Origin of the sequence: Tsukamurella sp. PLM1 (assembly GCF_023168325.1) — a bacterium.
Taxonomy (GTDB): domain Bacteria; phylum Actinomycetota; class Actinomycetes; order Mycobacteriales; family Mycobacteriaceae; genus Tsukamurella.
On sequence record NZ_AP025688.1, the window covers coordinates 3,073,122 to 3,099,724 of the forward strand.

A 26,603-nucleotide genomic window follows, 5' to 3' on the forward strand; every position below is an offset into this window, starting at 1 on the left:
CGTGCGCGCTGCGACTCAGTCAACCGCGACATTACACCCATCGCCCACCCATTCATTAGGTCGACAGTCTTGATCATTTGACCATGATGGCCTAGCGTATGACCCACGCCACAGCCCCCTCCCCGACATCCGAGGACCGCGATGCACCCCACCGAGAACACCCTGACCGGACTGCTCCACCGGCGCGCGACCGACTCGCACGACCGCGAGTTCCTGCGCTTCGCAGAGGGATCCTGGACCTTCGGCGAGATCGACGAGTGGACGTCGCGGCTCGCGCACCGGTTGATCACCGAGGACGGCGTCCGTCCCGGCGACCGGGTCGCGATCATGCTGCCGAACGTGATCGGCTGGCCCGTCGCGTGGCTCGCGATCCTCAAGGCGGGCGGCGTGGTCGTGCCCGTCAACTCCGCATACCGGCGCGCGGACCTGGACTTCGTGGTCCGCGACTCCGGCGCGCGGGTCATCGTCACCGACGCCGAGCACACTCCGCTCGTCGACGAGGTCCGCGCGGGCGGCGACGGGGCCGGCTCCGTGGAGCTGCGGGTCGTCGGCTACGGCGACCCCGCCGGCCTCGCCGGCTTCCCTGCTGCCGCACCGGAGGTCGCCGTCGGGGCGGACACTCTCGCCAACCTGCAGTACACCTCGGGCACCACCGGGTTCCCCAAGGCCTGCATGCTGACCCACGGCTACTGGACCCGCATCGGCGAGATCTGCAGGCAGACAGCCGGCCTCGGCGCCGACGACGTGATCCTCACCTCGCAACCCTTCTCCTACATGGACCCCCAGTGGAACACCTCGCTGAGCCTGACCCTCGGCGCGCCGCTGGTGGTGCTGCCGAAGTTCTCGGCGTCGGGATTCATGGCCGACGTGCGCCGGCACGGCGCCACCTTCTGCTACGTGCTCGGCTCCATGCCCACCCTGCTGTTCAAACAGCCCGCCACCGCCGAGGATCGCGATAACCGGCTGCGCCTGGTGCTGTGCTCGGCCATCCCGGCCGGCCTGCACGCCCAGCTCGAGGAGCGTTGGGGCGCGCCGTGGCGGGAGATCTTCGGGATGACCGAGTCCGGCGCGGACCTCGCCAGCCTCCCCGAGGACACCGCGGACGTGGGCACCGGACGGCTCGGCCGGCCCGTACCGGGCAAGCGGGTACGCATCGTCGACCCCGAAGGGCGCGACGTGCCCGACGGGACGCCCGGCGAGCTGATCACCTCCGGCACTCCCATGATGCTCGGCTACTGGAATCGCCCGGAGGCCACCGCGGAGACGATCCGCGACGGCTGGCTGCACACCGGCGACGTCGCGGTCCACGAGGACGGCGGCTACCGCATCGTCGGCCGGATCAAGGACATGGTGCGCCGCGGCGGCGAGAACATCGCCAGCAGCGAGGTCGAGCGGGCGCTGGAGCGCGACGCGACCGTGGTGGCGGCGGCGGTCGTCGCCGAGCCCGACGAACTGTTCGGCGAGGAGGTCAAGGCCTTCGTCCAGCTCGCGCCCGGGACCGCCCCGGACCGCACCACCGCGGAGCGCATCGTCGACGGTGCCCGCCCAGCTCGCGCGGTTCAAGGTGCCCCGCTACGTCGAGTTCGTCAGCGACTTCCCGCGCACCCCGTCGGAGCGGATCGCCAAGCCCACTCTCCAGGCCCGCGCGGCCGAGAACCCCGGAACCGTCTACGACCTGCAGCCGGCGCGCGCCGGCGCGCAGGGGAAGTGAGAGAGCCATGACCGAGACCCATCTGGACGTCCGCGTCGACGACGACGTCGCCGTCCTCACCCTCAACCGCCCCGAGAAGCTCAACGTGATGAACGTGGCCACCCGCGTGCTGCTCGCGCAGGAGATCCGGCGCTTCGGCACCGGCGACCTGGTCCGCGGCATCGTGCTGACCGGCACGGGCCGCGCGTTCTCCGCCGGCGAGGATCTCGCGGCGGTGCCGACCACCTACGCCGAGATCCAGGAGGCCTTCGCCACCTTCCACGACATCACGCGCGCGATTCTCGAGACCCGGGTGCCCGTGATCGCGGCCGTCAACGGGATCGCGGTGGGCGGAGCCTCCGAGATCACGCTGTGCTGCGACGGGCGGATCGGCTCCCCGGCGGCGCAGTACTACCAGCCCGAGAACCACCGCGGCATCATCATCTCCAACGCCTCGAGCTTCCTCATGACCCGCCTCGTACGCAACCACGCGATGCGGATCGTCCTGGGCTCGCAGCGGATCGACGCCGACGACGCACTGCGGATCGGGCTGCTCGACGAGATCGTGCCTGCCGAGGAACTCACCGGCCGCGCCGCCGGGCTCGCCCGCGAGTGGAACTCCGATCCGAGGACCACAGCGCTGCACCTGCGGCTGCTGCGCCCGCGGCCCGAGGACATCGAGGCCGCGTTCGCCCGCGAGGACGAGGCCGCCCAGGAGGCCTGGGACTCGGGCGCCTTCACCGCGGGGATCGACGGCTTCTGGGCGAACAAGAAGCCGGCCGCCACGACCACCACCCGCTGACCACCTCCCGACGAAGGACCCACGACGATGATCACCACGCAAGCAGCCGTCCTCACCGCCATCAACACCCCGCTCGTCCTCACCGACATCCACGTCGACGATCCGGAGCCCCACGAGGTGCGGCTCGCCGTCACCCACGTCGGCCTGTGCCACAGCGACCTGCACTACATGACGGGCACCGTGGGCGCGGACCTGCCCGTGGTCGTCGGCCACGAAGTGGCCGGCGTCATCGAGGCCGTGGGCTCGGCGGTCACCGACTTCGTGCCGGGCGACCGCGTCGTCGGGGCACTCACCCTCGTGCGGCAAGTGCCGCAACTGCGCCGCCGGGCACTCGACGCAGTGCCAGCGGCAGGCGGAGATCCGCGTGCGGCGGCGTCCCGCGTTCACCCTGCCCGACGGCACGGTGGTCGATCGGCTCGGCAGCGTGGGCGCCTTCTCCAAGCACATCCTGATGCGCGAGAACACCCTGGTGAAGATGCCCGACGAGGTCGGCCTGCACGTGGGCTGTCTCCTCTCGTGCTGCATCATCACCGGTGTCGGCGCCGTCTTCCGCGGCGCGCAGATCCGTCCGGGCTCGACCGTGGCCGTGATCGGCTGCGGCGGTGTCGGATCCGCGATCATCCAGGGCGCCCGCCTCGCCGGCGCCTCCGCGATCATCGCCGTCGACCTCGACGACGCGCGGCTCGAGGCCTCCCGGACCTACGGCGCCACCCACGTCGTGAACGGCGCCGCCGACGTGCCCGCAGCCATCCGCGAGATCCTCGGCGACGGCGTGGACTACGCCTTCGAGGCGGTCGGCTCGGCGCGCACCGCGCAGACGGCGTTCGCAGCACTCCGCGCGACCGGCACCGCCACCCTGGTCGGCATCGCCCCCGACGGCACGGACCTGCAGATCCCCGCGGCGGACTTCTTCTTCGGCGAGAAGAAGCTCATCGGCTCCTACATGGGCTCCGGGCAGGCGCGGGAGGACATCGCCCAGTTCGCCCGCCTGTACCTGCAGGGCCGCCTGCAGCTCGATGAGATGGTCACGAAGGTCATCCCGTTCTCCGAGATCAACGAGGGCTTCGAGGCGATGAAGTCCGGGGATGTGACCCGCATCGTCGCCGATCTCACCGCCTGACCGCCCACGGCGCATCAAGCCCCACGCCGCATCGACAGGAGCCCACCATGACCACCGACCACCCGACCGTCGTCCACCGGCGGTACGTCGCCTTCTCCGACGCGCACTACGCCGGCAATCTCGTCGACGGTGCCTTCGCACTCAAGCTGTTCGGCGACGCCGGTACCGACCTGGGGATCGAGGTGGACGGCCACGAGGGCCTGTTCGCCGGCTACTCCTCGGTCGAGTTCCTCGCCCCGATCCGCGGCGGCGACATCGTCGAGGCGCAGGCCGTGCTCGCGGAGAAGGGCACCCGCAGCCGGACCATCGACTTCGAGCTGCGCGTGATGTGCCGTGCCGACGGCGACACCGGCCGTTCCCGGGTGCTCGATCCGCCGATCGTGGCCGTCCGCGCCCGCGGTACCGGCGTGCTCCCCAAGGAGGCGGCGCGGTGAAGGTCCTGTACGACACCGGGTGGGCCGCACCGCCGACCACCGTCGAAGCCCGTCTCACCGGCGACGTGCGCTGCGACGTCGTCGTGATCGGCGGTGGTGGAGGCGGCATGGCCGCCGCGATCCGCCTGGCGGAGAAGGGCGCCGATGTGGTGCTCCTCGAAGCCCGTACCCTGGGCGCGGGCGCCAGCGGCCGCAACGCCGGCTACATCACCAACTCGATCGCCGCCGATCCCGAGATGCTCGGCCTCCTCGTCAAGCCGGACCGCCTGCGTGCGCTGTACCGGTACGCGGAGAACGCCGTGCATTTCGCCGAGGAGACCATCGAGAAGCACGCCATCGACTGCGGGCACGTCAAGACCGGCATCGTGATGGCCGCCGTGACCAACGGCCAGCTCCGCCGGGCGCGCCGGATCGCGAAGGTACTCCAGAAGAACGGGGCGGCGGCCGAGTTCGTCGACGGCCGCGAAGCGGGGCTCCCCCAGGGTTTCCTCGGCGGGGTGCGCGAACGGGTGGGCGGCACCCTCAACCCCGGCGAGTTCGTCCTCGGGCTCCGGGAGGCGACCATCGCCGCCGGGGTTCGCGTGTACGAGTACACGCCCGCCCGGGACGTCACGGACACCGGGGACGGCGTCACCGTCGAGACGCCCGGCGGAACCGTCCACGCACAGCGTGCACTCCTGATGACCAATGCCGACAACGGTGCGTTCTCGATCGCCCCGAAGAACCTCGCGACCCCCACGTACACGTGCCTGCTCGAGACCGAGCCGATCGCGCCCGAGCGCCTCGACGCGATCGGCTGGACCAGCCGTGCGCCCATGGTCTCGCTGCACATGATCCTCGAGAACCACCGGGTGACGCCGCGCGGCACGATCGTCTTCGGCACCCGTCGAGTCGAGGCCGGGCACAACCCCTACCTGAACGCGCCCCCTCGCCGGCTGTCGCCGAGGATCTGGTCCGCGGCTTCCGCGAGCGGTTCCCCGGCCTGCGCGACGTCGGATTCCAACGCGTGTGGGGCGGGTGGATCTCCATGAGCGGAACGTGGATGCCCGCGGCCGGCGAGGCCTCGGACAACGTCCTGTACGCCCAGGCCTGCAACGGTCACGGCTTCGCCCAGGCCCAGTACGTCGGCCACCTCCTGGCCGACCATGTCGGCGGCGCGCCACGCCACGCGGACCTCGAGGCGATCTGGCACGGCCGTAAGCGCTTCTGGCCCAGCGTGGTCAGCGGCCCCGCGCTGTACGCCGGGTGGCTCGCTGACCGCGCCCTCGATCGAGTCTCCGCACTCACAGATCGGACCCGCTGATGTTCACCACCCGCTTCACCGAGACCTTCGGCATCGAGCATCCCCTCGTCTGCGGCGGTATGACTGCCGTCGGAACGGCCGACCTCATCGGCGCCGTCGCCGATGCCGGCGCACTCGGATTCCTGACCGCGCTCACCCAGCCCACTCCGCAGGCCCTGGCCCGGAGATCGCACGGTGCCGCGAGATCACGGACAAGCCGTTCGGCGTCAACCTCACCATCCTCCCGACGATCAATCCGGTTCCCTACGACGAGTACCGCGACGTCATCATCGACAACGGCATCACCGTGGTGGAGACGGCGGGCGGCAATCCCGCCCCGCACCTACCGTCGTTCCATGCGGCCGGCGTCAAGGTGATCCACAAGGCCGTGAGCGTGCGGCACGCCCGCAAGGCCGCCGAGCTCGGCGTGGACGCCGTCAGCATCGACGGATTCGAGTGCGCCGGCCATCCCGGCGACGACGACGTCCCGGGCCTCGTGCTCATTCCGGCGGCCGCCAAGGCGATCGACATCCCGCTCATCGCGAGCGGCGGCATCGCCACCGGCGCCGGACTGGTCGCCGCGCTCGCTCTGGGCGCGGACGCGGTCAACATGGGCACGCGGTTCATGGCGACCGACGAGGCGCCGATCCATCCGAACGTCAAGCAGCGGATCGTCGCGAACAGCGAGCTGGATACGCGGATCGTGTTCCGCGAGTTCCGTAATACCGCGCGGGTGGCCAAGAACTCGGTGTCCGAAGCCATCGCCGAGATCAGCAGTCGCGCCGACGCGACGTTCGACGACGTCGCGCACCTCGCGAACGGCGCGAGGGCCCGCGCGAACGTGTACGGCGACGGCGACGTCGAGGGCGGCATGTGGTGGGCGAGCCAGGCCAGGGGCTCATCGACGAGGTCACGGACTGCGCCACCGTGATCCGGACCATCGTCGCCGAGGCGCATTCCATCGTCGCCGACAACTGCCCGGCCTCGTAGCAGCCCGGCCCGCGCCCATCCCTCATTAATCCAAGGAGAGTCACCATGATCGAGATCCTGTTCATGATCGCCGTCGTCTGGGCGATCGCCGTCGGTTACACGTACGGCATCAAGTTCCTCCGGAGACACCACAACTACCTCCTCGGCCTCGAATGGATCGTCGTCGCGACGTCGTGCACCAACTTCATGGTGTTCGCCGCGATCAAGGCCGGCCACGACAGCCCGATGTACACGGCCGCAGCGTTCCTGGATGCGTTCTCGCGGTCGTTCGGCATCACGCTCATCCTGGTCCTCGGCCTGCTGCAGGTGACACACCGCTACAAGCCGTCGCTCGCCGTGGAGATCGGGGCGTTCGCGGTGGCCGGGGTCGGCGGGCTCGTCTTCGTCGGCTACCAGGAGTCCTCGTTCAAACTCGCGGCGGAGATCTTCCTGCTCGCCGCCAACCTGCTCACCGCGTGCTTCCTGATCTACTTCTGCGCGCGCCTGTGGCAGATCGGCGAGCAGAAGCATGCGATCTGGGCCGGCGTGGCGACGGCGTGCGGCTCGTTCATCGCGATCACCTACGACTTCTTCCCGATTCCCGAGGCGGACATGCTGGACCGCCCGCTCTTCTACACCCTCGCCCTCGCGGCCTGGGGCCTGCAGATGTTCACCTACTACCGCGCCTACACCGCCTTCGACGCCTACAACAAGCGCGTGGCCGCGCAGGTGACCGACGCGCGGACCGCTGCATGACCGGCAGTCCTACCTGCTCGCGCACGGCCTGGGTACACCGGTCGCCGATGCCACCACGACGGTCGAGGTCACGGAGCGCGGCACCTACCGCGTGTGGGCGCGAACCAAGGATTGGGTTCCCGAACACCATCCCGGGCGGTTCACCGTCGCTGTCCACGGCGAACCGCTCGCTGGACGCGCAGGCGGTCAGCGGCGCTCCAGCCACGGCTTGATGCGCGCGGTCACCCACGGCAGCACCAGGAAGACCATGAGCGGGGTGTTGATGAGCGTGGCGATCAGGGTGCGGGCCACGAGCCCCCAGCCGTCCGACGGCAGGGGCAGGTGGGGCAGCACCAGGAAGTTGATCAGCAGCGACAGGGGGAAGAAGCCCAGCCAGATGGCCACGGCCTGTTTCCACCGCGGCGGGACCGCGACCACCGGCGAGGCGGTGACGCCGGCACCGTCGGACTGCGGGCCGAACCAGCCCTCGATCCCGGACAGACGGTGCGTCGCGGTCTCGACCGCGAGGCCCGCGCAGCGCTCCAGCCAGTGCTTGCGCACCCGCGAGCGCTGCCAGCCGGCGAGCTCGTCGTCCGAGGCGAAGCGGTAGATCACGAAGTACACGTCGGGCTCGTCGACGGATCGGACCCAGCCGCCGCCGAGGAAGCCGGGGTACGTCCGGGCGAGCGCGATGCCCGCATCGGTCCAGGCGATGAAGTCGTGTTCGCGGCCGGGCGCGATGCGGCGGGCGACGGAGGTGAGCGCGGCCTTGTGGGCCTCGGGCGCCTCCGCATGGGTGTCGGTGGGCATACCCACAGTGTCGGGGCCACCCGCATCCGGCACCAACCCGAGCAGGTGTGATCTTGCCGACCCGCCGCGCCCGGCCACACCGACCTGCGGTGCCCGGGACCGGATGCCACAATCGTCAGGTGTCCTACCTACTTCGTGTCCGCCTCACCGACCGTCCCGGTAGCCTTGGCTCGCTGGCCGTGGCCCTCGGCTCGGTGGGCGCCGACATCCTCTCGCTGGACGTCGTGGAGCGCGGTGACGGTTTCGCGGTGGACGACATCGTGGTCGACCTCGGCCCGCAGTCGCTTCCCGACACTCTGATCACCGCCGCCGAGGCCCTGGACGGGATCACGGTGGATGCGATCCGCCCGTACGCGGACGTGCTGGATACCCATCGCGAGCTGGAGCTGATCGACCACGTCGCCGCCGCGGGGCACGACCAACTGCAGATGCTGGTCGATCAGATTCCGCGCGTCCTGCGCGTGGGGTGGTGCGCCGTGCTGTCGAACGCGCCGGACACCGCGTGGCCCGTGTTCGGCTCGTCGGGCCTGCCGGAGACGCCGCCGGTGCACACGGACTTCCTGCCGCTGAGTGGCCCCGTCGACCTCGATGCGGAGGCCGACTGGGTGCCTCAGGCGTGGCAGGACATGGACACCAAGCTCGCAGCCGCGCCGCTCGGCGCCATCGGCAAGGTCGTGCTCGTGGGGCGCCCCGGCGGCCCGGACTTCCGCCCGTCCGAGGTGGCCCGCCTCGGCTACCTCGCGGGCATCGTGGCGACGGTGCTCGTCCGCTAGCTCCCGCTTCGCCGCATTCGATCGGACGCCGCCTTGCGCATTTGTATAGACAGCGATATACATATGCGGGTGTGATTCGCCACACATTGTCCCCCCACCCGTTCAAGGAGTCCCCGTGAGCGATCTCGGCTCCACTCTGGTCCGCGGCCTGACTGCGCGCCACATCCGGTTCATCGCGCTGGGCTCCGCGATCGGCACCGGGCTGTTCTACGGCTCGTCGCAGGCCATTCAGTCCGCCGGTCCCGCGGTCCTCGTCGCCTACCTCATCGGCGGCGCCGCGATCTACGTGTTGCTCCGCGCGCTCGGCGAGCTCGCGGTCCGTAACCCCGTCGCCGGATCGTTCGGCGAATTCGCCTCCGCGAACCTCGGACCGCTCGCCGGCTTCATGACGGGGTGGACCTACATCTTCGAGATGATCGTGGTCGCGCTCGCCGACGCACCGCCTTCGGCGTGTACATGGGCTTCTGGTTCCCCGACGTGCCGCGGTGGATCTGGGTGCTGTCGATCATCTTCTTCATCGCCGCCGTGAACCTGGTGGGCGTCAAGACTTTCGGCGAGCTCGAGTTCTGGTTCACTCTGGTCAAAATCGCGGCGATCATCGCGATGATCGCGGGCGGTGTCGCGGTCCTGATGTTCGGCTTCGGACTGCACGACACCGCGCAGGGCGTGTCCAACCTCTGGTCGCACGACGGCTTCTTCGCCACCGGGATCGGCGGATTCCTCGGCTGTTTCGCCATCGTCATCTTCGCGTTCGGCGGCAGCGAGATCATCGGCATCACCGCCGGCGAGGCCAGGACCCCGAGAAGACGATTCCCCGCGCCGTGAACACGGTCCCGGTCCGGATCCTGCTGTTCTACGTGCTCACCCTCGCGGTGATCATGGCGATCATCCCGTGGAACGAGATCAGCAAGGACCGCAGCCCGTTCGTGCAGATCTTCGAGGCGCTGGGCGTCGGGCCGGCGGCGGCCGTGCTCAACGTCGTCGTGATCACCGCGGCACTTTCCGCGATCAACAGCGATGTGTTCGGCGCGGGCCGCATGCTGTACGGCATGGCCGAGCGCGGACAGGCACCGCAGGCCCTGACCAAGGTCTCGCGGAACGGAGTCCCCTACTTGACCGTCGTCATCATGGCCGGCGCGCTCCTCGTGGGCGTCGTGTTGAACTGGCTGATCCCCGAGAACGTGTTCGCGGTGATCGCCTCGATCGCCACCTTCGCCACCATCTTCGTGTGGCTGATGATCCTGGCCGCGCAGTTCAAGTCGCGTCGCTCGATGACGCCCGAGCAGGAGGCCGGACTGAAGTTCCCGGTTCCGCTGTGGCCGTGCGGCCAGCTGATCACGATGGCCTTCCTGGTATTCGTCACCGTCCTCCTCGGCTTCCACTCGGACACCCGGGTGGCCCTCTACGTCGGAGCCGTCTGGCTGGTCGTCCTGGCCGTCGCGTTCCGCTTCCTCCCTCGCACCCCGAAGATCGAACTGGAGAAGATCTGATGACCACCGTCACCGTCGGCATCGGCCCCGTCAGCCCCGAGGACGTGCTGCGCGTCGCCCGCGAGGGCGCCGCCGTGGCACTGTCGCAGGAGTCGCTGGACGCCATGGCCGCGACCCGCGCGCACATCCGCGCCCTCGCCGACAGCCCCGAGCCCGTGTACGGCGTGTCCACCGGCTTCGGTGCGCTCGCCACGCGGCACATCCCGACGGAGCTGCGCAAGCAGTTGCAGCGCAGCCTGATCCGCTCGCACGCGGCCGGCTCCGGGCCCGAGGTCGAGCGCGAGGTGATCCGCGGCCTCATGCTGTTGCGCCTGTCGACGCTGGCCACCGGCCGCACCGGCGTCCGCCCCGAGGTCGCGCAGGCCTACGCCGGGCTGCTCACCGCCGGCATCACGCCGGTCGTGCACGAGTACGGGAGCCTGGGCTGCTCGGGCGATCTCGCGCCACTGGCGCACTGCGCGCTCGCCGTGATCGGTGAGGGCACGGTCCGCACGGCCGACGGTGCGCTCGCCCCTGCCGCGGAGGCCCTGGCCGCCGCCGGCATCGAGCCCGTCGTGCTGGAGGAGAAGGAGGGCCTCGCCCTCATCAACGGCACCGACGGGATGCTCGGCATGCTCGTGATGGCGTGCCACGATCTGCGCGGCCTGCTCAAGCTCGCCGATGTGACCGCGGCGATGAGCGTCGAGGGCCTGATGGGCACGAACCGCGTGTTCGCCGCGGACCTGCAGGCGCTGCGCCCGCAGCCCGGGCAGGCCGTCGCCGCCGCGAACATGACCCGCCTGCTGGACGGTTCGCCGATCGTCGCGAGCCACCGCGAGGACACCACCGTGGTGCAGGACGCCTATTCGCTGCGCTGCGCCCCGATCGTCACCGGCGCCGCGCGCGACACCGTCGTTCACGCAGAGACCGTGGCCGGGTACGAGCTCGCCGCCGCCGTGGACAACCCCGTCATCACGCTCGACGGGCGTGTCGAGTCGAACGGCAACTTCCACGGCGCGCCCGTGGCGTACGTGCTCGACTTCCTCGCCATCGTCGCCGCGGACGTCGCCTCCATGAGCGAGCGGCGCACGGACCGGTTCCTGGACAAGGCCCGCAACCACGGCCTCAACCCGTTCCTCGCGGACGACCCGGGCGTCGATTCGGGCCACATGATCGCCCAGTACACGCAGGCCGCGATCGTGTCCGAGCTCAAGCGGCTCGCGGCACCGTCGTCGGTGGACTCGATCCCCTCCTCGGCGATGCAGGAGGACCACGTCTCGATGGGCTGGTCCGGGGCGCGCAAGCTGCGCCGCGCGATCGACGGCCTCACCCGAGTGCTGGCGATCGAGGCGCTCACCGCGGCGCGCGCGATCGACCTGCGCGCGCCGCTGCAGCCGGCCGCCGCGACCGGCGCGGTCCGCGACCTCATCCGCAGCCGCGTCGAGGGCCCCGGCACCGACCGCTTCCTGGCGCCCGAGATCGAGGCCGTGGTCGAGCTCGCCGCGTCCGGTGCGCTGGTGGCCGCCGCGGAGCAGGTCGCGGGCGAGCTCGGCTGATGCGCCGTTGCCGCGGGGCGCATGCGTGTGCGTCCCGCGGGTGCGAACGGAGAGGTCCGCGCGGGCTTTCCCGCGGACATGTAGTCGCGCGGAGGCAATGCGTTGGGCGCATACCCCTGTTTCAGCAGGTAGACGACTGTTTCACGACTGAGAGCAATGCGCGAAACGCATACCCTGCCCTCTGTTGAGAACTCCACACGACTCGCCTGGCGGTCCTCCGGTGCGCGAGCGGCGGGCGAGTTCGAGGCGGGGTCATGCGCCGGGCGCATGACCCCGCTCATCAGAATTACCTCTGACCTGCAGTCTTCGAGCTATGCACGGGACGCATAGCTATTCGGAGAACACCTCTTCGCCGTCCGAGCTGCACCGCCAGCGCTCAGCGGCGGGTGACGATGCGGTGGATGAGGCGCGCGGCGGTGCGGGCGGTGCGGTTGTCGACGTCGAGCGACGGATTGAGCTCCGCAACGTCGAGCATTCGCAGCTTGCCGCTGGCCGCGACGATGTCGCACACCCGCGAGATCACCTCGAGCGGTACGCCCAGGCCCGCGGGCGCGGAGACGCCGGGCGCGACGGCGGCGGGCAGCACGTCGAGATCGATGGTGAGGTACAGCGCGTCGACGCCGGCAAGGAAGTCCTGCACGAACCGCTCGACCGCGGACATCGACAGCACGCCGCACTCGTCGTCGAGCAGGTACCGCACGCCCCAGCGCTCGGCCTCGTCGAAGAGCGCGCGGGTGTTGCCCGGCTGCGAGATCCCCACGACGGCGTAGTCGAGGCGCCGCCCCGCGGCGTCCTCGGCGAGGGCCATCTGCCGGAACGGGGTCCCGGAACTGGGGCGCGGCGCGGCACGAAGATCGAAGTGCGCGTCCAGGTTCAGCACACCGAAGCGCGCACCGTCGGCGACCACGCGGGAGTTCGCGATGCCCAGGTAGCTGCCGTAGGCCACCTCGTGGCCTCCCCCAGCACCACGGGCAGACCACCGTCGTCGAGCACGGACGTGACCGCCGCGCCGAGGCGCTCCTGCCCCGTCTCGAGGTCGCCGTCGCCCGTCACCACCACGTCGCCGAGGTCCGTGACGTCGAGATCGCCTGCGAGCGCGAGAGTCCCGAGTGCACCCCGCAGGGCTGCCGGCCCCGCTGCGGCGCCCGGCCGGCCGAGGTTGCGCACCACCCCGGCATCGCTCGCGAAGCCGATGAGTGCCGTCGCACCGGCGACCGGGCCGGAGGCCATCGCCGAGTACCAGCGGAGGTGCTCCGGGCCGGGCCCGTCGTCGCGTCCCGTCCAGGCCGACGGTGCCCGGTCCGTCATCGCTGCACCCCGGCTGTGAACACGCGCGAGACCAGCGGCACGCCCGGCCGGTACGCCAGGTGCAGGTGCGACGGGGCCTCGAGCACCGTCAGGTCCGCGCGCATGCCGACGCGCAGCGCGCCGATGTCGGTGCGCCGCAACGCAGCCGCTCCGCCCGCCGTGGCGGCCCACACCGCCTCGTCGGGACTCATGTGCATCTCCCGCACCGCGAGCGCGATGCAGAACGGGATGCTGGTGGTGTAGCTCGTGCCGGGGTTGCAGTCGGCCGCCGGGCCACGGTGACGCCAGCGTCGAGCAGCGCCCGCGCGTCGGGGTACTTGTTGCGGGTGCTGAAGTCGGCGCCCGGCAGCAGCGTGGCGACGGTGCTCCCGCCCGCGAGGGCCTCGACGTCGGCGTCGGTGGTGTAGGTGACGTGGTCGACCGAGGCGGCGCCCAACTCCACGGCGAGGCGCACGCCCGCACCGTAGGAGAGCTGGTTGCCGTGCACGCGCGGCACGAGGCCCGCGGCCATGCCGGCCGTGAGCACCGCGCGGGACTGCTCCTCCGTGAAGGCGCCCTCCTCGCAGAAGACGTCGATCCACGTCGCCCGCGGCGCGCACGCCGGGATCATCTCATCGACGACCATCGCGACGTAATCGTCCTGCCGCCCCGCGTATTCGGGCGGCGCGACGTGCGCGGCGAGCAGCGTCACCTCGTCGGAGACGCCCGCCGCCACGTCCAGGCTGCGGGACTCGTCGCGCACCGTCTGGCCGTACCCGGTCTTGATCTCCAGCGTGGTCGTGCCCTGCGCCCGCGCCTCGGCCGCGAGCCGGGCGGCGTTGGCCGACAGCGCCTCGTCGGAGGCGGCACGGGTCGCGGCGATCGTGGTCCGGATGCCGCCGGCGCCGTACGCGGCACCGGTCATCCGGGCCGCGAACTCCTCCGCCCGGTCGCCGCCGAAGACGGTGTGCGAGTGACTGTCCACGAATCCCGGGAGCACCGCGCGCCCCTCGACGTCGATGCGCGTGCCGGCGGCACCGTCGGGCACGCGGGCCGACGGGCCGACCCACTGGACGGCACCGTCGCCGATGACGACGGCCGCGTCGCGGATCAGCCCGAGCCGCCCCTCCCCCGCCTCGGGATCGTTGGTGACGAGCGAGCCGATGCCGTCGATCAGGGTCCAGCCGGCCGACATCAGTTCTCCTGCATGGGGATGCGGACGCCGCGCTCGCGGGCGACCTGGTTCGCGTACTCGTAGCCGGCGTCGGCGTGACGGATCACGCCCATGCCCGGGTCGTTGGTGAGCACGCGCTCCAGCTTCTGCGCGGCGAGCTCGGTGCCGTCGGCGATGCACACCTGACCGGCGTGGATCGAGCGGCCCATGCCGACGCCGCCGCCGTGGTGGATGGACACCCACGACGCGCCGGACGAGGTGTTGACCAGCGCGTTGAGCAGCGGCCAGTCGGCCACGGCGTCGGTGCCGTCGGCCATCGCCTCGGTCTCGCGGTAGGGCGAGGCGACGGAGCCGGAGTCGAGGTGGTCGCGGCCGATCGCCAGCGGGCCGATCTCGCCGTTCGCCACCATCTCGTTGAACTTCAGGCCCGCGCGGTGCCGCTCGCCGTAGCCGAGCCAGCAGATGCGCGCGGGCAGGCCCTCGAAGTGCACCTTCTCGCCGGCCATCGTGATCCACCGCTTGAGGTGCTCGTTCTCGGGGAAGAGCTCGAGGATCGCCCTGTCGGTCTTGGCGATGTCCTCCGGGTCGCCGGAGAGCGCGGCCCAGCGGAACGGTCCGAGGCCCTCCTCGAACAGCGGGCGGATGTAGGCGGGCACGAAGCCGGGGAACTCGAAGGCCCGCTCGTAGCCGCCCTTGCGGGCCTCGTCGCGGATCGAGTTGCCGTAGTCGAAGACCTCGGCGCCCGCGTCCTGGAACTCGACCATGGCCTTCACATGCGCGGCCATCGACTTCTGCGCCTCCTCGGTGAAGTACACGGCGTCCTTCTCGGCCATCTTCTGCCAGTCCTCGACGGCGATGCCGACGGGCAGGTAGGACAGCGGGTCGTGCGCCGAGGTCTGGTCGGTGACGATGTCGATCGGGGCCTTGCGCTCCAGCAGCTCCGGGAAGACCTCGGCGGCATTGCCCACCAGGCCGATCGAGAGCGGTTCGCGGGCGTCGCGCTTGGCGATCGCCAGCTCCAGCGCCTCGTCGAGGGTGGCGGCCTTGGTGTCGAGGTAGCCGTGCGCGATGCGGCGGTCGATGCGCGACTCGTCGACGTCGACGCAGATCGCGACACCGTCGTTCATGGTGACCGCGAGGGCTGCGCGCCGCCCATGCCGCCGACGCCGGCGGTCAGGGTGATGGTGCCGGCGAGCGTGCCGCCGAAACGCTTCTTCGCGACGGCGCCGAAGGTCTCGTAGGTGCCCTGAAGAATGCCCTGGCTGCCGATGTAGATCCACGAGCCCGCGGTCATCTGGCCGTACATCATCAGGCCCTCGGCCTCGAGGTGGCGGAAGTGCTCCCAGTTCGCCCAGTCGCCCACCAGGTTCGAGTTGGCGAGCAGCACGCGCGGCGCCCACTCGTTGGTGCGGAACACGCCGACGGGCTTGCCGGACTGGACGAGCAGGGTCTCGTCGTCGGCGAGCGTCTTCAGCGTGCGCACGATGGCGTCGAAGGCGGCCCAACTGCGGGCGGCGCGGCCGGTGCCGCCGTAGACCACGAGATCATCCGGGCGCTCCGCCACCTCGGGGTCGAGGTTGTTCATGAGCATGCGCATCGCGCCCTCCTGCTGCCAACCGCGGCAGGCGAGCTCGAGGCCGTGCGGGGCGCGCACGGGGCGGGCGCCGGCGGAGAAGTCGTGGGTCATGGGGCGAGTCCTCTCGAGGGGACGGAAGTGCTGTCGTGATCCATGACACACGGCGCGGACCTCCCCCGGCCAGGCGCGTCTCGCACATGTCTCGGATCCGAGACGCGATCTCCGCGGCGGTCCGCCGGGTAGTGTGCTCACCGAGGAGGTTCGACGGTGACGATTGCGGACACGGAGGTGGCGTCGCTCTACCGCGCGCAGCGACTGCCCGGCCCCGCGTACCGCCGGCTCAAGGAACTCGTCGTCGAGCAGATCGCCAGCGGCCGCTGGACCGAGGGGCAGCAGCTCCCCGCGGAGACGCAGTTGGCCACCTCGCTCGGCCTGTCGCGGATGACGGTCAATCGCGCGCTGCGCGAGCTCACCGCCGAGGGCCTGGTGGTGCGCACCGCCGGCGTCGGCTCCTTCGTGGCGAAGCCCAAGGCCAGCTCCGCACTCTTCGAGGTGCACTCCATCGCCGACGAGGTGGCCGCGCGCGGCCACCGGCATCGCGCCGAAGTACGCACTCTGACAGCGGAATCCGCCGATGCTCGCGCGGCGTCGGATCTGGACGTCCCGGAGGGTGCCGCGGTCTTCCACTCGGTGCTGGTGCACTACGAGGACGACCGCGCGATCCAGCTCGAGGACCGGCTCGTCGTCGCGGCGGAGGCGCCCGACTACCTCGGCCAGGACTTCACACGGCGCACGCCGCACGACTACCTCATGGAGATCGCCCCGCTGATGCGCGGCGAGCACGTCGTCGAGGCGGTCACACCGACCGCGGAGCAGCGCCGCCTCCTGCAGCTCGGCGAGCACGAGGCGGGCCTGATGATCCGGCGCCGCACGTGGTCCCGCGATCGAGTCGTCTCCGTCGCCCGGCTCCTGCACCCGGGTACGCGGTACCGGCTCGAGGGCGTCTTCGACGCGTAGTCGCGGCTACTCCGGTGCGCGACCGGAGATCCGGGACGTGAGCCGGGTAGCACCGTCGCGCAGGATCTGCCCGACGGTGCCGGGCTCGGGCAGGGCCAGGTGACGTCGCCACGTGGTCGACAACGCGGCCACCGGACGCCCGCCGTGATCGAACACCGCCGCCCCCACCGACCGCAGCCCCACCGTCACGTCCTCCACCTCGTCTGCCCAGCCCCGCTCCCTGGTCTCCGCGAGGAGGCGGCGCAGCTCCGCGAGCGCGCGTGGGCCGCGGCCGGTGCGGCTCACCAGCGCCGAGGAGCGGGTGTACAAGGCCGCCACCTGCGCGTCCGGCAGGGCGGCGAGGATGGCGCGGCCGTTGGCGGTGAGGTGCGCCGGCAGCCGCACCCCCACGTCGGTGATGAGCGAGACCTCTGCGGCCGGCCCCGACGACGGCCGCTCCTTGAGCAGGTACAGCGTCTCGTTGCCGTGCAGCACGCCGAGGTGCACGGCCTGCCCCAGCTGGATCGCGAGGCGGTGCAGGATCGGCTGCGCGAGCCGCTCCAGCGGGGCGTGCCGCAGGTACGCGGAGCCGATCTCGAAGGCCGTGACGCCGAGGCCGTAGCCCTGCTGCTCGGGCAGGTGCACGACGAAACCGCGGTCCTGCAGGACCGTGAGGATGTGATAGACCGACGACCGCGGCAGGTCGAGTTCCCGCGCCAGAACGGCCGCCGACACCGGGCCCGGCTTCCCGGCCAGGAGCAGCAGAATGTCGAGGGCACGACCCACCGCGGGCGAGGCGCTCATCCCCCGGCGCTCATTCCGCCTCCGGCGCGGGCTCCTCGACCGCCGGCGGCCGCACCGCGTCCGGCCCCTCCGTGAGAAGCGTGGTGAAGCCGTCCTCGTCGAGGATCGGCACGCCCAACTGCTCCGCCTTGTCGGCCTTGGAGCCGGGCGCGTCGCCGATCACGACGAAGGCCGTTTTCTTCGAGACGCTGCCCGCGGCCTTGCCGCCGCGCACCAGGATGGCCTCCTTGGCCTCGTCCCGCGAGTAGTTCTGCAGCGACCCGGTGACCACGATGGACAGCCCCTCGAGCGTGCGCTGCACCGACGCGTCCCGCTCGTCCTCGAGGCGGACGCCGGCGGCGCGCCATTTCTCGACGATCTCACGGTGCCACTGAACGGTGAACCAGTCGATCACCGCCTCGGCGATCGTGCGGCCCACCCCGTCGACCTCGGCCAGGCGGTCGACATCGGCCTCGGCGATCGCGTCGAGGCTGCCGAACTCCTGCGCGAGCGCCCGCGCCGCCGACGGCCCGACGTGCCGGATGGACAGGCCCACGAGCACGCGCCACAGCGGCTTGTTCTTCGCCACTTCGAGGTTGGTGAGCAGCCGCTGCGCGTTCGCCGACAGCGCACCGTCGTCATTGGTGAACAGCGGGACCTGGGCGAGCGAATCCGCGGTGAGGGAGAAGACGTCGCCCTCGTTGTGCAGCACCTCCGATGCGGTGAGCGCCGAGGCGGCCTCGTAGCCGAGCCCCTCGATGTCGAAGCAGGTGCGCCCGGCCAGATAGAAGAGCCGCTCGCGGAGCTGCGCGGGGCAGGCTTCCGTGTTGGGACACCGGATGTCGGCGTCGCCCTCCTTCGACGGCGCAAGGGTCGCGCCGCACTCGGGGCACGTCACCGGCATGACGAACGCGCGCTCGGAGCCGTCGCGCAGATCGACGACGGGGCCGAGGACCTCCGGGATCACGTCCCCGGCTTTGCGAATGGTCACGGTGTCGCCGATGAGCACGCCCTTGCGCTCGACCTCGGATGCGTTGTGCAGCGTGGCGAACTCCACCGTGGACCCGGCGACGGTGACCGGAGCCATGTAGGCGTACGGGGTGACCCGGCCGGTGCGGCCCACGTTGACCCGGATGTCGAGCAGCTTGGTGGTCACCTCCTCCGGCGGGTACTTGTAGGCGATCGCCCAGCGCGGCGCGCGCGAGGTGGCGCCCGGCGCCGCTGCAGGGAGATCTGATCGACCTTGACCACCAGGCCGTCGATCTCATGCTCCGGGTCGTGCCGGTGCTCGCCCCAGTAGAAGACGCGGTCGACCACGGCGTCGGCGCCGACCACCTGCTTGGTGTGCGCGGAGACGGGCAGGCCCCACGCCGCGAGGGCGCGGTACGCGTCGTGCAGGGACGACGGTGCCCATTCCCCCTCGATCCGGCCGAGACCGTGGCAGATCATGCCGAGCTTGCGCCGGGACGTGACCTGCGGGTTCTTCTGCCGCAGCGACCCGGCCGCGGAGTTGCGGGGTTCGCGAACGGCGGCTTGCCCTCCGCGACCAGTCCCGCGTTGAGCTCCTCGAAATCGGAGAGCCGGAAGAACACCTCCCCGCGCACCTCGAGCAGCGCGGGGATCGGGAACTCGTCCGACGGTGCCAGCACGTGCGGCACGTCCCGCAGGGTGCGCGCGTTGAGCGTGACGTCCTCGCCGGTCCGCCCGTCACCGCGGGTGGCGCCGCGCACCAGCGCGCCGTTCTCGTACACCAGGTTGAGCGCGACGCCGTCGATCTTGAGCTCGGTGAGGAAAGTGACCTCCGAGCCGACGTCCTTGTTCACCCGCGCGATCCACTCGCGCAGCTCCCCCTCGTCGAAGACGTTGTCGAGGCTCATCATCCGCTCGAGATGGTCCACCGCGGTGAACTCCGTGGAGAACCCGCCGCCGACCAGCTTGGTGGGCGAATCGGCCACCGCCAGCTCGGGGAACGCCGCCTCCATCTCCTGGAGGCGGCGCAGCAGCGCGTCGAACTCACCGTCGGAGAGCACGGGTGCGTCCTGGACGTAATAGCGGAACTGGTGCCCGCGCACCTCCTCCGCGAGCTCCTGCCACGCACGGCGGTCGTCCTCCGTCAGCTCCTTCGACATGCGTGCCAGATTAGTCGAGGGCACCGACAGGAACGACCGCCGCGGCGCGTGCCGGTCACGGGTCCACCTGCGCGAACCTCAGCTCGTTGCCGGACGGATCGATGACGGTCACCGTCGGGCCGCCGGGCGCGTCCGGGTCGATCCCGGGCCGGGACCGGGGATGACGGTGCGCCGCCAGCTCCGCCTGCAGGGCCGCCGCGTCGCGCACCGGGATCCACACGACGGTGTTGGGGCTGCCGTCTCCGTAGTGCTCGGACAGGTGCAGCACCACGCCGCCGCGCCGCACCTGCTCGTACGCCGGCAGCTCGGGCGCGAAGCGGTGCTCCCACTCCAGCGCGAAGCCCAGGTAATCCGTGTAGAACGCGACGGTCGCGGCACGGTCGAACATCCGCAACACCGGGACCGCCGGACCACCGAAATCATCTGTGCCGTCAGCCATACGGTCGAGGGTAGCCCCGCGTCGGACGGTTCGGGCGAATCGCGCACAGCCGCGCCCGCGGTGGCCCATAGTCGGTACATGACCACTTCCCGCACGGCCCACAAGGCCATCGTCGTCGGGGCCGGAATCGTCGGCCTCTCCACCGCTTTCAGCCTGCAACAGCAGGGTGTCGAGGTGACCGTCATCGACCGCACCGGCCCCGCTGCGGGCGCGTCGTGGGGCAACGCCGGGTGGCTCAGCCCCGCGTTCACGATCCCGCTGCCCGAGCCGGCGCTGCTCAAGCAGGGCCGCGCGCGCTGCTCTCGCCGTCGTCCCCGGTGGCGCTGCCGCCGTCGGCCGATCCCGCGGTGGCGCGGTTCATGGCGGCGTTCGCACGCAACTGCACGCCGGGCAAGTGGGCGTCGTCCATGCGGCTGTACTCGAAGCTCAACGCGCACATCTTCGATTCGTTCGAGCGACAGATCGCCGCGGGGGTGAAGGCGCAGGTCCACGCGCACGACATGACCATCGGCTTCGCCTCGGTCCACGACGCGGTCGGGATCCTCGACGAGCTGGCCCGCGTGTCCGCCGCCGGCCAACAGATCGATTTCACCCTGCTCGATCCCGCGTCGGCCCGGGAGTACGAACCGCACCTGAGCGCGAACGTCGCGCTCGCCCTGCGCCTGCGCGGCCAGCGCTACCTCGACCCGGGCGCCTACGTGGCGGCCCTCGCGGAGGCGGTGATCGCCGCCGGCGGGGAATTGCGCACCGGCGTGGAGGTGACCTCCGTCCGCGCCGACGGCGTGCGGGTCCGGGTGACGGGAACCGGATTCGACGAGCTCACCGACGCCGCGGTGCTCGCGTCCGGCGCCTGGCTGCCGAAGCTGGCGACCCGCACGGCGTGCGGATCCCGTTGTTCGCCGGGCGCGGGTACAGCTGCTCCGTCCCGGTGGACGAGCCGCTGCGGGGGCCACGTACTTCCCCGCCTCCCGCGCGGCCATCACTCCCCGGCCCGACGGTGCCGACGGCCGCCCGCGCGTCCGGGTGGCGGGGATCATGGAGTTCGCGGACCCCGACAGGCCGCTCGACCCCAAGCGGATCCGGGTGACCAACGACGCGGTCCGGCCGCTGCTCCGCGGCGTCGACTGGTCCGGCATCGACGAGCAGTGGGTGGGTTCGCGGCCCCTGTCGGCCGACGGGCTGCCGCTCATCGGCGGCACCGCCACCCCCGGCGTGTACGTCGGCGGCGGGCACGGGATGTGGGGCCTGACGCTGGGCCCGCTCACGGGCGAATTGCTCGCCGAGCAGATCACCACCGGGCACCCGCCCGCGCTCACCGCCGGTCTGGATCCACTGCGGTGACGAGCTTCTCGAGGTAGGCCGCGGCGGCAGCCTCGCTCGAATCGTCCACCGGGTACAGCACATCGGTGACGCCCGCCTCGCCCCACCGGGCCAGGCGGGCACCGTCGGGCCGGCCGTCGAGGGCCACGATGCGGGGCGACCCCGGCCTCCCGTGCTCGCGCCAGACCTCGGCGAGCCGCACTGCGGCGTCGGTGATCCCGCGGTCCTGCGGGGTCGTGATCCAGCCGTCGGCGTTGCGGGCGATCCACGCGAAGTTCTTCTCGGTGCCGCCGGCGCCGATCAGGACCGGCACGTCGCCGGTCGGCTTCGGCCAGGCCCAGCTGGGCCTCGAAGGAGACGAACTCGCCGTCGTAGGCGGCCTCCTCGTCGTGCCACAGGGCCCGCATCGCCTCCAGGTACTCGCGCAGCATCGTGCGGCGGCGTCCCGCCGGCACGCCGTGATCGGCGAGTTCGTCCAGGTTCCAGCCGAATCCGGCGCCCAGGGTGACGCGGCCGCCGGACAGGTGGTCGACGGTGGCGATCGTCTTGGCCAGGGTTATCGGGTCCGCCTGCACCGGCAGCGCGACCGCGGTGGCCAGTTCGATCCGCTCCGTCACCGCGGCCGCGGCGGCCAAGGCGGTCCACGGATCCAGGGTGCGCAGGTACCGCTCGTCGGGCAGCTCGGCGGTGCCCGTACCGGGATGCGCGGCATCGCGCCGGGTGGGGATGTGGCCGTGCTCGGGGACGAAGTAGGACGCGAATCCCGCGTCCTCGATGAGCGGCGCGAGCCGGTGCGGCGGCACCCCGCGATCCGAGGTGAACTGGACGATGCCGATCCTGACTGACTGCGCACTCACCCCTCGAGTAGAACACGTTCCATCGACGCGCGCGGGCGATCGGCCCTACAGTCCACGGCATGGGCCATCCGATCATGTTCTCCGACGACGACCCCGCGCTCGCCCGGGTCCGGGAGATCGCGCTCGCGTTCCCCGAGGCCACCGAGAAGATCGCGCACGGCCGCCCGACGTTCCGCTGCGGCAAGATGTTCGCCGTCTACGGCGGCGGCACGAAGAAGACGGCCACCCGGCCGCACGAGCAGCGCAACACCAGCGTGCTGTTCATCGCCGACCCCGCCGAGCGCGCCGCACTCGAACAGGACGAGCGCTTCTTCCTACCCGCGTACATGGCATCCGCGGGCTGGCTCGGCCTGGACCTGACGATCGGCGAGCTCGACTGGGACGAGGTGCGCGAGTTGATCGACGCGAGCTACCGGCGGATCGCGCCGAAGCGCGCGATCGCCGTGCTCGATCGGGGCTGAGCCCCCGTCACAGCTGCGGGCCCTGCTCCCGCAGGTCGTCGACGTCCGCCATCGCCTGCCGGAGCTTTCCGAGCCACTCGTCGGCGTGCTCGCCGACGAGCCCCACGCACCAGGCCAGCGCGTCGGCTCGCGACCGCGCCACGCCGGCGTCGACCAGCGTGTCGAGCACCAGCCGCTCCGGCTGGCGCAGCCGCGTCATCACAGGAATCGCCTGGTGCGTGTAGAGGATCGTCTCGTCGCCGGCCCTCACGCCCCAGGAGACGCGCCGCCGGTACCGATCCTGCGCCTCGTCGGCGATCCGCATCCGCTGCTCGCGCGTCTCCTCCCGGAACCGGGCCGCGCGGCCCTCGCGCTGCGCGACCGACTCCTCGTCGCCGGACGGCAGCGCGCCGACCACGACGATCTCCTCCCGGTCGACCGTGACCGACGGCGGACCGTCGAACCAGCCCTCCGGCAACCTGCCCGCGAACCATTCGCCCGCGTCCTTCGCGTCCGGCGCCGCGCCACGCGGCCCTCGTCCTGCCATCATGAGAGACCTCCTCGATCGGCCTTGATTACATGATTACATGATTACTCCGCTCGCACGTCGGTGTCGAGGGGCGAGCGAGGGATGTCGCCGAGAGCGGAACGCGCTACTCGGCCGAGGCCTCCGCGAGGCGCGACGCGACGTCCTTGCAGGCGTCCAGGAGTGGCCGGACCCGGTCGCCGGGGATCGACGGTGCGCCGCACGCCGGCGTCACCGTGGCGCGGGCCAGATCCCGCCGCGGGAGCCCGATCTCGTCGTAGAGCCGGACGGCCGCCGCGGCCCGGGCGGCGGGATCGGGAAAGCGGATCGCCGGGACCAGCCCGAGCCCGACGACCGTGCTCGACTCGGCGAACTCCCCGAACCCCTCGTAGTCGCGCACGCCGAGCGTCGCGACGTCCAGCAGCGCACCGTCGACGGGGACGCGCCGCACCACGTCCCAGTCGATGGGGCCGCAGAGGTGCAGCAGGACCGGGGCGTCGACCGCCTCGACCACGGACGCGAGCAGCTCCGCCGCCTCCGGCGCGGGCACGGCGCGGATCGGGTCGAGCTTGGTGAGAGCGGGGACGGTGCCGTGCACGACCGACCACAGCGACGGCTCGTCGAGCTGCAGGACCACCTCCGCGCCCGTGCGTCGGCGCAGGTCCGCGACGTGCCGCGCCAGGCCCTCCGCCAGCGAGGCGGCTACGTCGCGCATCGCTCCGCGATCGCGGGCCACCCGGTGCCCGTTCGGCAGCTCCAGGCCGGCCGCGAGCGTCAGCGGGCCGGCGACCTGCGTCTTGACCAGGCCCGATCCGCGGCGGCGGGCGATCTCGTACGCCTCCTCGAATGCGTCCAGATCACGCTCGAGGTGGTCGGCGGCCAGCCGCGCGACGCGCCCGCCGGGAACGCCGATCCGGTAGCCGGTGGTGGACACGTCGAACCCGATGTCGACGAGGAGGCCGGCGCCGCGGCCGATCATGTCGGCTCCGATCCCCCGGCCCGGGAGCTCGGGCAGGAAGGGCACCTCGAGCTCGCCCACGACGGTGGCGGCCGCCTCGCGCGGGTCCGTCCCGGGACGGAGCCGATCCCGGTGACCCCGCCGACGAGCGGCGCGAGGACCTCAGACATCCGCAGTCGCTGCGGCCGTCGAGCGGATCGTGCCCGACCCCAGGACGAGATCGCCGAGCTCGGCGTCCGGCGCGTACAGGACCGCCGCCTGCCCGGGCGCGACGCCCCGCAACGGCTCGTGCAGGTCGATGACCAGCCGGTCGCCGTCGGCGTGGACGGTGACCGGGGCCGCCGCCGTGGGCGCGGACCTCGACCATCGCCTCGACGGGGCCCGACGGTGCCGTGCCGGACGTCCAGACGACATCGTCGGCCACGATGCGCGTGACATCGAGCTGCTCGCCGCGCCCCACGCGGACCTCTCCGGACTCGGCGTCGATCGCGGTGACGTACCGCGGCGCACCGTCGGGTCCCGGACCGGGCAGGCCGAGGCCCTTGCGCTGCCCGATGGTGAACTCGTGCACGCCGGCGTGCTCGCCGAGCCGCTCGCCGGTCGCGGCGTCGACGACGGCGCCGGGGCGCACGCCGATCCGCGCGCCGAGGAAGGCCTGCGTATCGCCCGACGGGATGAAGCAGATGTCGTGGCTGTCCGGCTTATCGGCGACCGCGAGGCCGCGCCGGGCCGCCTCCTCGCGGATGGCGGGCTTGGGCGTGTCGCCGACCGGGAACAGCGCCCGGCTCAGCTGCTCGGCGGTGAGCACCGCCAGCACGTAGGACTGGTCCTTGTCGGCGTCGACGGCGCGGCGCAGCTCGCCGTTCTCGAGGCGCGCGTAGTGCCCGGTGGCGACGGCGTCGAAGCCCAGCGCGTAGGCCCGCTCGGCGAGCGCCGAGAACTTGATCTTCTCGTTGCAGCGCAGGCACGGGTTCGGGGTCTCGCCGGCGGCGTAGGCGGCCACGAAATCGTCGATCACGTCCTCCCGGAAGCGCTCGGCGAAATCCCAGACGTAGAAGGGGATCCCGAGCACATCTGCGGCGCGGCGCGCATCGCCCGCGTCTTCCTTGGAGCAGCAACCGCGCGATCCGGTGCGGAGCGTGCCCGGCGCCTCGGACAGCGCGAGGTGCACGCCGACCACGTCGTGCCCGGCCTCCACCGCGCGCGCCGCGGCGACCGCGGAATCGACCCCGCCGCTCATCGCGGCCAACACGCGCATCAGCGGACCCCGAGGATGCGAGCCCGGCCGCCCGAGCGCGCTCCACGACCTGTCCGAGTGCCCCGAGCACCGCGTCCACATCGGCGTCGGTGGTCTGCGGGCCGAAGGAGAAGCGCAGGGACCCGCGCGCCGCGGCAGCGGGCGTGCCCATCGCCTGCAGCACGTGGCTCGGGCGCGCGACGCCGGCGTTGCACGCCGAGCCCGTCGCCGCCTCGATGCCGCGCGCATCGAGCAGCATGAGCAGCGAATCGCCCTCGCAGCCGGAGAACGAGACGTGCACGATCCCCGGTAGCGCCGGGACGCCGTGCGCGGCACCGCCGTTGCCCCGCGCACCGTCGATCGCGGACACGCCCGCGAGGAGTCGGTCCCGGAGCGCGGTCAGGCGGTCGGCCTCGGCGTCCATGCGCCCCACGGCCACCTCGAGCGCCGCGGCCATGCCCGCGGCGCCGGCGACGTTGGGCGTTCCGGAACGCAGGTCGCGCTCGTGCCCGCCGCCGTGGGCGAGCGGGGTGCAGCCGACCGTGCGGCCGATCAGCAGCGCACCGACGCCCTGCGGACCACCGAACTTGTGAGCGGCCACGGACAGCGCCGCCAGGCCGCTGCCGTCGAAGTCGACCGGCAGGTGCCCCGCGGCCTGGATGGCGTCCGAGTGCATCGGCACGCCGGCGCGCGCGCATTCGGCGACCAACTCCGCGATCGGCTGCAGAGTGCCCACCTCGTTGTTGGCCCACATCACCGTCACCAGCGCGACGGTGCCCGCCGCCTCGTCGAGCGCGGCCCGCAGGTCCGCCGGGGCCACGCGGCCCGCCTCGTCGACGGGGAGGAACACGACGCGGGCGCCCTCGTGCTCGCCCAGCCACTGGACCGCGTCGAGCACCGCGTGGTGCTCGACGGACGAGGTGATCACCGTGACCGCCTGCGGATCCGCCGCGCGGCGGGCCCAGAAGATCCCCTTGACCGCAAGGTTGACCGACTCGGTGCCGCCGCCGGTGAACACCACCTCGGACGGGCGGGCGCCGAGGTCCCGCGCGAGCGACTCGCGCGCCTCCTCGAGCCGACGCCGGGCCCGGCGGCCGGAACCGTGCAGCGACGCGGCGTTGCCGGGGCGGGCGGAGGCCTGAGCCATCGCGGCCAGCGCCTCGGGCACCATCGGGGTGTCCGCGGCGTGGTCGAGGTAGACGGGGTTCTCGCGGTCGGGAGTCATCGCGCACCCAGGATAC

At 71.8% G+C, this 26,603-nt stretch carries 15 protein-coding genes and 12 pseudogenes; 15 read left to right on the forward strand and 12 right to left on the reverse strand.

Annotated elements, in window-relative coordinates:
• The first annotated feature begins 141 nt into the window (after positions 1–141).
• The 7 genes and pseudogenes from MTP03_RS15755 (at position 142) to MTP03_RS15785 (ending at position 7,053) form a co-directional block, all read left to right on the forward strand.
• A complete protein-coding gene (locus tag MTP03_RS15755) occupies positions 142–1,722 on the forward strand; it encodes a class I adenylate-forming enzyme family protein (RefSeq protein WP_248489051.1) in 1,581 nt (526 codons plus the stop codon).
• Complete coding sequence (locus tag MTP03_RS15760) at positions 1,719–2,492, forward strand: enoyl-CoA hydratase/isomerase family protein (RefSeq protein WP_248489052.1); 774 nt, start codon at positions 1,719–1,721, stop codon at positions 2,490–2,492. The genes MTP03_RS15755 and MTP03_RS15760 overlap by 4 nt, the downstream gene beginning before the upstream one ends.
• A gap of 27 nt (positions 2,493–2,519) precedes the next feature.
• Positions 2,520–3,612, forward strand: a pseudogene (locus MTP03_RS15765) (Zn-dependent alcohol dehydrogenase).
• A gap of 47 nt (positions 3,613–3,659) precedes the next feature.
• Positions 3,660–4,046, forward strand: coding sequence for a hotdog domain-containing protein (locus MTP03_RS15770; protein WP_248489053.1), 387 nt, complete (start codon positions 3,660–3,662; stop codon positions 4,044–4,046).
• Positions 4,043–5,349, forward strand: a pseudogene (locus MTP03_RS15775) (NAD(P)/FAD-dependent oxidoreductase). The gene MTP03_RS15770 and the pseudogene MTP03_RS15775 overlap by 4 nt, the downstream one beginning before the upstream one ends.
• Positions 5,349–6,318, forward strand: a pseudogene (locus tag MTP03_RS15780) (NAD(P)H-dependent flavin oxidoreductase). The pseudogenes MTP03_RS15775 and MTP03_RS15780 overlap by 1 nt, the downstream one beginning before the upstream one ends.
• A 45-nt stretch (positions 6,319–6,363) precedes the next feature.
• Positions 6,364–7,053 (forward strand): transporter, encoded by a 690-nt coding sequence (locus MTP03_RS15785; protein WP_248489054.1) that lies wholly within the window; start codon positions 6,364–6,366, stop codon positions 7,051–7,053.
• Between the two features lie 186 nt (positions 7,054–7,239).
• Here the strand turns inward: MTP03_RS15785 and MTP03_RS15790 are convergent, their stop codons facing one another.
• The gene (locus MTP03_RS15790; protein WP_248489055.1) at positions 7,240–7,842 is read right to left on the reverse strand and encodes an antibiotic biosynthesis monooxygenase; all 603 of its coding nucleotides are present in this window, start codon (positions 7,840–7,842) and stop codon (positions 7,240–7,242) included.
• Between the two features lie 119 nt (positions 7,843–7,961).
• On the opposite strand from MTP03_RS15790, the gene MTP03_RS15795 reads away from it, so the two are divergent.
• The 3 genes and pseudogenes from MTP03_RS15795 (at position 7,962) to hutH (ending at position 11,640) form a co-directional block, all read left to right on the forward strand.
• Positions 7,962–8,615, forward strand: a complete 654-nt coding sequence (locus MTP03_RS15795) for an amino acid-binding protein (RefSeq protein WP_248489056.1) — start codon at positions 7,962–7,964, stop codon at positions 8,613–8,615.
• Positions 8,616–8,730: 115 nt separating this feature from the next.
• Positions 8,731–10,105 (forward strand): annotated as a pseudogene (locus MTP03_RS15800) (amino acid permease).
• Entirely contained in the window at positions 10,105–11,640 is a 1,536-nt protein-coding gene (gene hutH / locus MTP03_RS15805) for a histidine ammonia-lyase (RefSeq protein ID WP_248489057.1), read from the forward strand. Before MTP03_RS15800 ends, hutH begins: the two are co-directional and overlap by 1 nt.
• A gap of 376 nt (positions 11,641–12,016) precedes the next feature.
• Here hutH and hutG read toward each other — a convergent pair.
• The 3 pseudogenes from hutG to hutU all read right to left on the reverse strand — a co-directional run bounded on the left by hutG (position 12,017) and on the right by hutU (position 15,788).
• Positions 12,017–12,948, reverse strand: a pseudogene (gene hutG / locus MTP03_RS15810) (formimidoylglutamase).
• Positions 12,945–14,122 (reverse strand): annotated as a pseudogene (gene hutI, locus MTP03_RS15815) (imidazolonepropionase). Before hutI ends, hutG begins: the two co-directional pseudogenes overlap by 4 nt.
• Positions 14,122–15,788, reverse strand: a pseudogene (gene hutU / locus MTP03_RS15820) (urocanate hydratase). The pseudogenes hutI and hutU overlap by 1 nt, the downstream one beginning before the upstream one ends.
• Before the next feature lie 156 nt (positions 15,789–15,944).
• Here hutU and hutC point away from each other — a divergent pair.
• The gene (gene hutC, locus MTP03_RS15825; protein ID WP_068521621.1) at positions 15,945–16,694 is read left to right on the forward strand and encodes a histidine utilization repressor; all 750 of its coding nucleotides are present in this window, start codon (positions 15,945–15,947) and stop codon (positions 16,692–16,694) included.
• Between the two features lie 6 nt (positions 16,695–16,700).
• On the opposite strand, the gene MTP03_RS15830 is transcribed toward hutC, so the two are convergent.
• From MTP03_RS15830 to MTP03_RS15840, 3 genes and pseudogenes are all read right to left on the reverse strand, one after another.
• On the reverse strand, positions 16,701–17,477 hold the full coding sequence (locus tag MTP03_RS15830) for an IclR family transcriptional regulator (RefSeq protein ID WP_248489058.1): 777 nt from the start codon (positions 17,475–17,477) through the stop codon (positions 16,701–16,703).
• A 10-nt stretch (positions 17,478–17,487) separates the two neighbouring features.
• A pseudogene (ligA, locus tag MTP03_RS15835) lies at positions 17,488–19,585 on the reverse strand (NAD-dependent DNA ligase LigA).
• 55 nt (positions 19,586–19,640) lie between these two features.
• Positions 19,641–20,024 (reverse strand): glyoxalase superfamily protein, encoded by a 384-nt coding sequence (locus tag MTP03_RS15840; protein ID WP_248489059.1) that lies wholly within the window; start codon positions 20,022–20,024, stop codon positions 19,641–19,643.
• A 78-nt stretch (positions 20,025–20,102) separates the two neighbouring features.
• On the opposite strand from MTP03_RS15840, the gene MTP03_RS23900 reads away from it, so the two are divergent.
• From MTP03_RS23900 to MTP03_RS23910, 3 genes and pseudogenes are all read left to right on the forward strand, one after another.
• A complete protein-coding gene (locus MTP03_RS23900; RefSeq protein ID WP_371820779.1) occupies positions 20,103–20,501 on the forward strand; it encodes an FAD-dependent oxidoreductase in 399 nt (132 codons plus the stop codon).
• Positions 20,432–20,839, forward strand: a pseudogene (locus tag MTP03_RS23905) (FAD-dependent oxidoreductase); the annotation flags it as partial. The gene MTP03_RS23900 and the pseudogene MTP03_RS23905, both read left to right, overlap by 70 nt.
• Before the next feature lie 163 nt (positions 20,840–21,002).
• Positions 21,003–21,365 carry an NAD(P)/FAD-dependent oxidoreductase gene (locus MTP03_RS23910; RefSeq protein WP_371820982.1) on the forward strand — a complete coding sequence of 121 codons (363 nt, stop codon included), beginning with the start codon at positions 21,003–21,005 and terminating at the stop codon, positions 21,363–21,365.
• On the opposite strand, the pseudogene MTP03_RS15850 reads toward MTP03_RS23910, so the two are convergent.
• Positions 21,337–22,180, reverse strand: a pseudogene (locus MTP03_RS15850) (TIGR03619 family F420-dependent LLM class oxidoreductase). The gene MTP03_RS23910 and the pseudogene MTP03_RS15850 sit on opposite strands and share 29 nt — an antisense overlap.
• 80 nt (positions 22,181–22,260) lie before the next feature.
• Between MTP03_RS15850 and MTP03_RS15855 the strand changes: the two are divergent.
• Positions 22,261–22,662: an MmcQ/YjbR family DNA-binding protein gene (locus MTP03_RS15855; protein WP_248489060.1), complete on the forward strand. Its 402-nt coding sequence runs from the start codon at positions 22,261–22,263 to the stop codon at positions 22,660–22,662.
• 7 nt (positions 22,663–22,669) lie between these two features.
• Here MTP03_RS15855 and MTP03_RS15860 read toward each other — a convergent pair whose 3' ends face one another.
• The 4 genes and pseudogenes from MTP03_RS15860 to MTP03_RS15875 all read right to left on the reverse strand — a co-directional run.
• The gene (locus MTP03_RS15860; RefSeq protein ID WP_248489061.1) at positions 22,670–23,191 is read right to left on the reverse strand and encodes a hypothetical protein; all 522 of its coding nucleotides are present in this window, start codon (positions 23,189–23,191) and stop codon (positions 22,670–22,672) included.
• Positions 23,192–23,294: 103 nt separating this feature from the next.
• A complete protein-coding gene (locus MTP03_RS15865) occupies positions 23,295–24,206 on the reverse strand; it encodes a hypothetical protein (protein WP_248489062.1) in 912 nt (303 codons plus the stop codon).
• 81 nt (positions 24,207–24,287) lie between these two features.
• A pseudogene (gene mnmA / locus MTP03_RS15870) lies at positions 24,288–25,383 on the reverse strand (tRNA 2-thiouridine(34) synthase MnmA).
• A gap of 4 nt (positions 25,384–25,387) precedes the next feature.
• A pseudogene (locus tag MTP03_RS15875) lies at positions 25,388–26,587 on the reverse strand (cysteine desulfurase family protein); the annotation flags it as partial.
• Positions 26,588–26,603 lie beyond the last annotated feature (16 nt).

What these genes read in the sequence shown, in the direction of transcription:
- MTP03_RS15830 (WP_248489058.1), bottom strand. Translation starts at nt 17,477, where the DNA reads ATGAGCGCCTCGCCCGCGGTGGGTCGTGCCCTCGACATTCTGCTGCTC.
- MTP03_RS15860 (WP_248489061.1), bottom strand. Translation starts at nt 23,191, where the DNA reads ATGATGGCAGGACGAGGGCCGCGTGGCGCGGCGCCGGACGCGAAGGAC.
- MTP03_RS15785 (WP_248489054.1), top strand. Translation starts at nt 6,364, where the DNA reads ATGATCGAGATCCTGTTCATGATCGCCGTCGTCTGGGCGATCGCCGTC.
- MTP03_RS15840 (WP_248489059.1), bottom strand. Translation starts at nt 20,024, where the DNA reads ATGGCTGACGGCACAGATGATTTCGGTGGTCCGGCGGTCCCGGTGTTG.
- hutH (WP_248489057.1), top strand. Translation starts at nt 10,105, where the DNA reads ATGACCACCGTCACCGTCGGCATCGGCCCCGTCAGCCCCGAGGACGTG.
- MTP03_RS15760 (WP_248489052.1), top strand. Translation starts at nt 1,719, where the DNA reads ATGACCGAGACCCATCTGGACGTCCGCGTCGACGACGACGTCGCCGTC.
- MTP03_RS15755 (WP_248489051.1), top strand. Translation starts at nt 142, where the DNA reads ATGCACCCCACCGAGAACACCCTGACCGGACTGCTCCACCGGCGCGCG.
- MTP03_RS23900 (WP_371820779.1), top strand. Translation starts at nt 20,103, where the DNA reads ATGACCACTTCCCGCACGGCCCACAAGGCCATCGTCGTCGGGGCCGGA.
- MTP03_RS15770 (WP_248489053.1), top strand. Translation starts at nt 3,660, where the DNA reads ATGACCACCGACCACCCGACCGTCGTCCACCGGCGGTACGTCGCCTTC.
- MTP03_RS15790 (WP_248489055.1), bottom strand. Translation starts at nt 7,842, where the DNA reads ATGCCCACCGACACCCATGCGGAGGCGCCCGAGGCCCACAAGGCCGCG.
- MTP03_RS15855 (WP_248489060.1), top strand. Translation starts at nt 22,261, where the DNA reads ATGGGCCATCCGATCATGTTCTCCGACGACGACCCCGCGCTCGCCCGG.